Here is a 6,171-nt window from a genome sequence, read left to right on the forward strand (position 1 = left end):
TCCGCCGGACGCGCTCCGCGCGCCGCTGACGCATCGGCGGCTCCGCCGCCTCGCGCACTGAGATCCTGATCCGGTATCTGCATTTAACTAGATCCTTTAAAGCCCGGAAAGAACAAAACGCACAGATTTTCACTATATTTACGGAAACAATCTCAAAACCTTAAGCTATGTCCGAACACACAAACAACAGCCACTTTGTCCACCGATCCTACGGACTCAAGGAACTCGCAACACTCTATTTCCCGAACATCGCTCCGGCTTCAGCATCCACCCGCCTCAAGCATTGGATTATGACAACCCCTGCACTCCTGAACAGGCTTATACAGGCAAGTTACCGCCCGAACGCACGCATCCTCTCTCCGCGGCAAGTTGATATCATCCTCGACGAATTCGGAGAACCCTGAGAACTGAAACAACCCGGAAACCACAACACCCATCTGATACCATGAGAAAGATAAACCTGATTGTCATCCATTGTACAGCATCCCGCTGCAACTCCCAGCTTACACCTGAAGCACTCGAAGCAGAACACCGCCGACGCGGTTTCGCCTGCTGCGGATATCATTTCTATATCCGGCGATCCGGAGAAGTAAAACCCATGCGACAGATCGCACAGATAGGAGCACACGCCAAAGGATTTAACGCAAATTCCATCGGAATTGCTTATGAAGGTGGACTGGATCCGGACGGAAACCCGGCAGATACCCGGACAGCCGAACAGAGAACCGCACTCATTACACTGCTCAAGCAACTGCATGAACGCTTTCCCGAGGCCCGGATCTGCGGCCACCGCGACCTGTCACCTGACCTCAACGGCAACGGACGCATCGAACCAGCCGAGTACATTAAGCAATGTCCATGCTTCAATGCCGCTCAGGAATACGCATACATAACAGCATACAACGGACACAAACCGCAGCAAACACCGCCAAACCTTGCCCACCTCGCCGAGCCGTTTTCAGATCAACTACCTTTGTCTCCGAACCAAAACCGAAAGCCTATGAAAAAGATTCTCTCCGGAATTTGGAAAGCATGTAAGTTTATCGCCAAGTTAGTTCCATGGATCCTGTCGCTCCGCGACCAGTCTTCACACCGCTGACACCTGTGCATCATGCTGACGAACGCGCCCCGCCATCCGGCTGAGGCGCGTTTCTTTTGTGCCGTTATCAAATCTTATCAGCACATAATCACACCAAACACCACCCATCCGCAGCAACCGAAGATCCTTCACGCGCACGTACTTATATTTGCAGCACAACCCGAACATTAACCCTTAAAAAACTTACACCATGAGAAAACTTACTTACTCAGTCGTACCGAGAAAAAATCCTGCCGACAAGGGAGCACCCGCCAAGTATTACGCAACTGCCCAGGCACGTGGATATTCATCACTTGAAGAAATCGCCGAAAAAATCAGCCGTTCAACCACTGTGACGCGCGCCGACGTGAAGGCCGTTCTGGCAGCCCTCGAGGACGAAACCATTGATCTCCTGCAGAACGGCGAAATCGTTCAGCTGGGTGATCTGGGAACCTTCCGTGCTTCCATCAGCTCCAAAGGTGCTGAAGTGGCTGAAGAATATAACGTTTCGATGATCAAGGGTGTAAAAGTGATCTTCCGTCCCAGCAAGAAGATCTCAGATGCCATGCAGACCGCATCATTTGAACGTGTAGCACCCAAGAAAGATGCTGAAGAAGCCACCGAAGATGAAGGGGGAGGCATGGGAGTCTGATCTATCTCCTTATAGAACCGGTTTCTGACCATTGAAATCGCGTCCACGGATAAAAAAAACGTGGGCGCGATTTTTTTTATGACTTTCCGGCATTTTGGAAAACCTGACCGCATTTTTTTTCCGGTTTTTTTTCTAGATTTATCAGCCTATTTTCACATTCTTTTCGATTTAAAAGGTAAATGCAATGAAAAATTTGCGTTATAACTAGTGAAATGACTGCTGAGAAACTTTCTCAAAAGCCCTTTAACCATTCCTGTATAACCTAACATTACTCGAAAAAATGATGATTGATAAAATGACAGCTTCTCGCCTGGACTCTTATTTAAGTCGGTTGGCTCCCGAACAAACGATTTCCCTTCACGGATCAGATTACAACATTCGGTGCGGTTTTGAGATTGCCGCCCGGCTGGATTGTGATTACGCAAGACTATACATTCCCCATGAAAACGACACAACCCGAAGCCTGATCTTCATTCGAAAAAAGGATGATGTTCCAGTTCTGATGCTGATCGACGACAGCTATCACGATTTGAAAAGAAAAAAATATCATCCCTTCGCAACAAAAATAACCGAAAATGACGTAATTAATCAAATCTAATTCCTACTTTTGTAAAGACAAAAATAGAACCTTGACTTTGTGGAAAAGGAGGCTGCTGATGAATTTCGGTGCCTAATTCGGTGACATACCATTTTAGAGGTTATTGTAATTTTATGTCTTTTAGGTATATACCTGACTGGATTTATAGTCCCCACGGGTGTACTACTTTGAGAATATTTGATAATGAAGACTCACTAAATCGGCTAATTTAGTGAGTCTTTCTTTTTAAGAGATTAGCCATTAAATCACAGTTGTATGAATTATGCTTTTGAAATCTGTGCCAATTCAGCAGAAAGTTGTGTGGCTGCACAGGAAGGCGGAGCCAACCGCGTAGAATTGTGCGCGGCTATTCCGGAAGGTGGAACAACTCCTTCGTATGGAGAAATCCGTATGGCACGCAAGTTGATTGATATCCGTTTGCATGTGATTATTCGTCCGCGTGGAGGAGATTTCCTTTATTCACCGGTTGAGATTGAAACTATGGAAGAAGATATTTGCATGGCTCGTCAGGCAGGAGCTGACGGAGTGGTGTTTGGTTGTCTGACTCCGGAGGGTGAACTGGATATGCCTGCTATGGAGCGTCTGATGAAGGCGGCAGAAGGAATGGCTGTGACTTTCCATCGGGCTTTTGATTATGTAAAAGATCCGAAGCAGGTATTGGAAACACTGATTCAGCTGGGAGTGGACCGTGTGCTGACTTCCGGACAGCAGCCTGTGGCTATCAAGGGAGCGGCATTGCTGGCTGATCTGGTAAAACAGGCCGACGGACGAATTGTGATAATGCCGGGTTGTGGTGTCAATGAATCGAATATTGCGGAACTGGCCCGTTTGACAGGAGCTTCGGAGTTCCATTTCTCTGCACGTGAGAATAAGGAAAGTCAGATGAAGTTGCGTAATCCTGCCTTGTCGATGGGAGGTACTGATATGGATGAATATATGCATCCGGTAACAACTGCCAAGCGTGTACGCAATACCATACAGGCTTTGAAGTCTTCGCTTTAAGGCTGTCTGAAAAAGCCCGCGGGCTTTTAGCAAAAAGGTTTCGGCGTTTAATCAAAAACGCCGAAACCTTTTTTATTTTTGTCTCGTCTTTTTTCAGCCGGATCAGAGGCCGTGGATCACGTGCAGCATCTGTTCACCCAGACCGATGGTATATCCTTGAGACTGGAATACAACCCGGTTGAATGTGTCACCAATGATGAATACCGGCAACTGTCCGCCGTTGTTGAGCTTCATGTTGGTTGCAATTTCTTTGCGGATCTTTCCGTCAGTATCAATTCCGAAGCTGATGGTTGAAGGCAGGTTCGGGAATGCCTTGCGGTCAAACTTCTTATAGGCTGCTTCGTCAGTAAACAGAAGTACGATTTTCCGTCCCCATTTTTCATAGTCGGCTTTCTTTACTTCAATATCTTTCAAAGCATGGTTGGTCGGTTCCTGTCCGACTCCCAGTACACCTACAATGTAGTAGCCGCGTCCTGTTGTAGAAAGGATGGAAACTTCTTCTTTCGTTTCCGGATTCAGATAGGTGGCTTCTGAATTGAAATTACCGATGACACGGATTTCTTCAGCGTTGTCTCTCATCACCAGGTCAACGGTCGTTGTTTTTCCTTCTTCAATGGTGAAGAAAGTGACGTTACTCAGTACACTTCCGTTTGCCAGGCGGCTTCCTGTTACAAGCATGTAGTATCCGGTTTCAATCGGGGTTCCATTCTTCAACAGGGATTCCCAGGTTGCATTTTCCGGATAGTTCAGCAGACGGAAACTGCCGTTGTCATACTTCGAAATACTGAAGTGTGAATAATATTTCGGGTTGTTAAGACGTGAGATCGGTTTGTAGGTAGCCTTCAGTGTACCTTCTGACGGGCGCTGTGCTACGGCGGTCTCGAAGTTTACATGAGTCAGTTCTCCGTTGTGGCGGTAGTAGATGTTGCCGTTGACTGCATCTTTCCAGGCAGGGATTCCCATGCTGCGTGCAGCTGCAACGAAGAAGATTTCGCGGGAACGGCTATCGGTTACACGGCTGTTCCAGGTTCCTGCCGGTGAAGCTACGGCAGCTCCGGTATTCAAGTCATCGCGTACGGTCAGACTGTCCTTGCACCAGTTGACCAGTTGCTGCGGATCGTTCTTGAACTGTTCCGCCAGGCTGGCCGGAATGTTCTTCTGCAAGTAAGAACGATACGGAGTCAGCAGTTCGTTCTCGATGCGCGGTGCAAGTACTTCATTCACGTCAGCCTGTGCATCGGTATTGTAAAGGTGATCTTCCAGTACGCTGCATGGAGTGTCGCGCAAGTCTTTGTCGGATACGGTAGAAAGCAGTGCAAGAGCCCGTTCGCCCATATTCTTGGCAACGGCATTCTTCAGGAATTGCATGATTTCTGCGTAGTTTCCTCTTGATTTGATGATGCAGGCAACTGTCTTATCAGCATCCAGCTTCTGTTCGTCAGCGAATGCTTTTGCTTTTTCTTCTGTCGGGAAGGAAGCTACATACGCATTGCGGATAGCGTCTTCCTCATTCATTCTGCGGGTATTCTCGGCGCGCTGTTCCGGAGTAACTTCCGGGATGTTGGCTTTTTCAGCCGGCGGAACCATGTCGAACGGAAGAGTGACAGGATCTCCTTCCTGTTTGTCGAGAACGATGTTGACTTGTTTGTCCTTGCCGAATGAAACTTTCTGGAAACCGAACTTGCCGTTGGCGGATGCAAATACCAGCATGTCTCCCAGTCCGGCAGATAAGGTTGCACATCCTTTTTCGTCGCTGACTTTATGGGCTACGGTATAGAATTCTCCATAGTTGTATACTTTGAACTCTACATCAGCTCCCGCTACAGGTTTCTGGTCAGTACCGGTGACAAGGATTTCGGCCGGAGCGCTCTGTCCATAGTTGTCGATGATATTGATTTCTGTATAATTGGCAGTCTGCTTCATGACATCTTCCGGTCCGTTATAAGCGCCGAACACTTTGGTGTGCATAAGCATGCCTCGGCTTGCCGGTGCATTGAACCATCCCAGATTCAGGACAGGTTCCGGTTCGCAGGCACCCAGGAAATACCACTGGCCGTCTACCCAGGCTTCTACCCAGGCATGGTTATCGTCTGTATGTGCCCAGCGCGGAGTGTAGACCTGACGTGCGGGAATTCCTACTGAACGAAGGGCAGCAACCAGGAAGGTTGATTCTTCTCCACAGCGGCCGTATGCAGTTTTAACCGTGGCCATCGGACCGCTGGTACGGATATCCGAAGGAGTATAGACAACTTTTTCGTGACACCAGTGGTTTACTTCCAGCACGGCATCACGCATGGACAGATCTTTGACGCGCGGCCAGAGCTCTTTGTGGAAAGCCTCGCGTGCATTATCCATGTTTTCGTTGTTCACACGGATGGGCAGCACAAAATGGCGGAAGATCATGTCGGGAATCTGTTTTCCCCATGAAGCTTCCTTGCGGTTTTGAAGAGAATGGCGCACATTGTTCAGGTAATATTCTCCGGAATAATCAGAGATATCACTTCCTGCCATGTAAGCATACATGAACATCATGGCTTCCCGTTCTTCCTGCGTCATGTTGCCTTTGAACACATCAAAGAGGTTTCCATGACTGAACACTTGTTGCTTGGCAGCAAAGTCTGCCTCCACTTTAGCCCGGTAGTCAGCTTCTTTGATGAAGTGTTCCTCTGAGGTGCAGCTTCCAAGACTGAGGGCTGCTACCAGACTGAGCGAATAGAAAAATCGTTTTATCATATCGGTTTTTGGATTAAAATATTTTCTGGATTTGTAACAGATTGTTTTTTCCGGCTTAAAGATACGAATAAGATTTATTATAACAGGCGTTTTGAGAAAGGAACTCGG

The 6,171-nt window shown here is 47.9% G+C and carries 5 protein-coding genes and 1 pseudogene; 5 read left to right on the forward strand and 1 reads right to left on the reverse strand.

All coding sequences use genetic code 11. The features are described 5' to 3' along the window. Nucleotides 1–167 precede the first annotated feature (167 nt). The 5 genes and pseudogenes from BACCOPRO_RS03890 to BACCOPRO_RS03910 all read left to right on the forward strand — a co-directional run bounded on the left by BACCOPRO_RS03890 (nucleotide 168) and on the right by BACCOPRO_RS03910 (nucleotide 3,330). A complete protein-coding gene (locus BACCOPRO_RS03890; RefSeq protein ID WP_008141134.1) occupies nucleotides 168–404 on the forward strand; it encodes a DUF4248 domain-containing protein in 237 nt (78 codons plus the stop codon). A gap of 41 nt (nucleotides 405–445) precedes the next feature. Next, nucleotides 446–901 (forward strand): annotated as a pseudogene (locus tag BACCOPRO_RS03895) (N-acetylmuramoyl-L-alanine amidase); the annotation flags it as partial. 388 nt (nucleotides 902–1,289) lie between these two features. Next, nucleotides 1,290–1,730 (forward strand): HU family DNA-binding protein, encoded by a 441-nt coding sequence (locus BACCOPRO_RS03900; RefSeq protein ID WP_008141139.1) that lies wholly within the window; start codon nucleotides 1,290–1,292, stop codon nucleotides 1,728–1,730. Between the two features lie 280 nt (nucleotides 1,731–2,010). After that, nucleotides 2,011–2,328, forward strand: a complete 318-nt coding sequence (locus BACCOPRO_RS03905; protein WP_008141143.1) for a hypothetical protein — start codon at nucleotides 2,011–2,013, stop codon at nucleotides 2,326–2,328. Nucleotides 2,329–2,583: 255 nt separating this feature from the next. Continuing rightward, complete coding sequence (locus tag BACCOPRO_RS03910) at nucleotides 2,584–3,330, forward strand: copper homeostasis protein CutC (protein WP_008141145.1); 747 nt, start codon at nucleotides 2,584–2,586, stop codon at nucleotides 3,328–3,330. Between the two features lie 102 nt (nucleotides 3,331–3,432). Here the strand turns inward: BACCOPRO_RS03910 and BACCOPRO_RS03915 are convergent, their stop codons facing one another. After that, nucleotides 3,433–6,063 carry a transglutaminase-like domain-containing protein gene (locus tag BACCOPRO_RS03915; protein ID WP_040311149.1) on the reverse strand — a complete coding sequence of 877 codons (2,631 nt, stop codon included), beginning with the start codon at nucleotides 6,061–6,063 and terminating at the stop codon, nucleotides 3,433–3,435. Between the last annotated feature and the right edge of the window lie 108 nt (nucleotides 6,064–6,171).

This window comes from Phocaeicola coprophilus DSM 18228 = JCM 13818 (assembly GCF_000157915.1).
In the GTDB taxonomy this organism is placed as follows: domain Bacteria; phylum Bacteroidota; class Bacteroidia; order Bacteroidales; family Bacteroidaceae; genus Phocaeicola; species Phocaeicola coprophilus.